Raw genomic sequence first — 1,773 nt, 5'->3', positions numbered from 1 at the left:
GCGGCGGCGGCCGGCAGCAGCAGCGCCGCCGCCGTGGCCGCCGCCAGCAGCAGCACGATGCCGGCGCCGAGCAGCCAGGCCGATGGCCGTCGCTCCGTCGCGCGTGTGTCCATGCCCCTCCCCTCAGCCGCCCGCGGCGCGGAAATCGTAGTCGAGTCCGGCGCCGGCGTGCTGCACGAAGTTGCCTTGCAGGTAGTCGGCGCCGGCGGCCAGCGCGCGCGCCGCGCCGTCGGCGTCCTCGACGCGCGCGACGATCACGCGGCGCCCGTGCGCGTGCGCCGTGCCGACCAGCGCGCGCAGCAGCGCGTCGTCCAGGTCGTGCAGCGCCAGCTTGACGAAGTCCAGCGGCAGGTGGGCGATCAGGCCCGCCTGCGCCGCCTCGCGGTCCAGTCCGGACAAGGCGGCGCCGACGCCCAGCTCGCGCAGGCCCGGCGCCAGGTCGATCAGCGCGCGCAAGCGCGTGCGCACCTCCTCGTAACGGAACTCCAGCGCCAGCCGGCCGCGCGGGATCGCCGCCGTCTGCAGCTCGCCGCGCAGCCACGGCAGCCGCAGCGGGTCGTCGGCGATCGCGATCGACTGGCTGGCGAACAGGTGTACCGGCCGGCCCTCGCGCTCGCGCGCGGCGATCAGCTCGATGCAGCGCCGCAGCACCCAGCGGTCCACCGCGTCGATCTGGCCGCTGCGCCGCGCCTCCGGCAGCAGTTCGGCGGCCGTCAGCAGGCGGCCGTCGGCGTCGCGCAGGCGCAACAGGGTCTGGAAGCGCGCCTCCTCGGCATCGCCGCCGATCGGCACGACCGCCTGGAACGCCAGGTGCAGGCCGTCGTCGGCCAGCGCCGCGCGGATGCGCGCGGCCAGGCCGCTGTCGGCACGCTTGAGCTGCGACAGCAGGGCCACGCCGGCGGCCGTCTCGCGCGCCGCCTGCAGCGCGCGCTCGGCGCCGCGCAGCATCGCCGCGGCGTCGTCGAGACCGGCGGCGAAATCGCAGATGCCGCAGACCAGCGCGAGCGGCAGCGCGGTGCCGCCGAAGCGCTCGCGCGCGCCGCGCTCGCGCAGGCCGTGGGCGAGGCCGAGCAGCGCCGCCTCGTCGCGTTCGGGAGCGAGCAGCAGGAAACCGGCATCGCCGAAGCGCGCGATCATCTCGTTGGGTTCGAGCTGGGCGGCGACGAAGTTGCCGGTCTGCACCAGCAAGGCGTCGAAGGCGGCGAGGCCGATCCGTTCGCGCAGCGCGGGAGCGTCGTCGAGCTCGACGCACAGCAGGCCGCCGAGCGTACGCGCCGCGCCGCCGGCCGCGAGCAGTTCGTTCAGGCTGTCCAGCAGTTGCGCGCGCTGGTGCAGGCCGGTGACCGGATCGCGCATGCGGCGCTGGCGCGTGCGCCGCGCCGCCAGGCGCGCGCGGCGCACGCGGTTGGTCACCGCGGCGATCAGGTACTTCGGCCGGATCGGTTTGGTCAGGAAATCGTCGCCGCCGGCGTCGAGCGCGGCGTACTGGCGCTCGGTGTCGGGATCGCCGGAGAGAAACACGATCGGCGTGTTGACGAACGCCTCGCGCTCGCGGATCAGCGCGGTCAGCTCCAGGCCATCGCAGCCCGGCAGGTTGAGATCCATCAGGATCAGGTCGGGCTGGAAACGGTCCAGCTCGTCGAGCACCGGCAGCGGTTCGTGCAGCACGCGCGTCAGCATGCCGGCCTTGCGCAGGATCGCCTCGACGTACAGCGCCTGCGCCGCGTCGTCCTCGACGATCAGCACGCGATAGGGCTCGCTGCCGTCGCTGAC

The 1,773-nt window shown here is 75.0% G+C and carries 1 protein-coding gene; it reads right to left on the bottom strand.

Going from position 1 to position 1,773, the window contains the following annotated elements; all coding sequences use genetic code 11:
- Positions 1–123 precede the first annotated feature (123 nt).
- Positions 124–1,773, bottom strand: a 1,650-nt coding sequence (locus MBSD_RS09740) for an EAL domain-containing protein (protein ID WP_062537155.1), incomplete at its 5' end; no start/stop codon positions are given.

This window comes from Mizugakiibacter sediminis (assembly GCF_000953855.2).
GTDB classification, from domain to species: domain Bacteria; phylum Pseudomonadota; class Gammaproteobacteria; order Xanthomonadales; family Rhodanobacteraceae; genus Mizugakiibacter; species Mizugakiibacter sediminis.
Note: the sequence above shows the minus strand (reverse complement) of the source record. Positions and strands in the feature narration are given on the sequence as shown.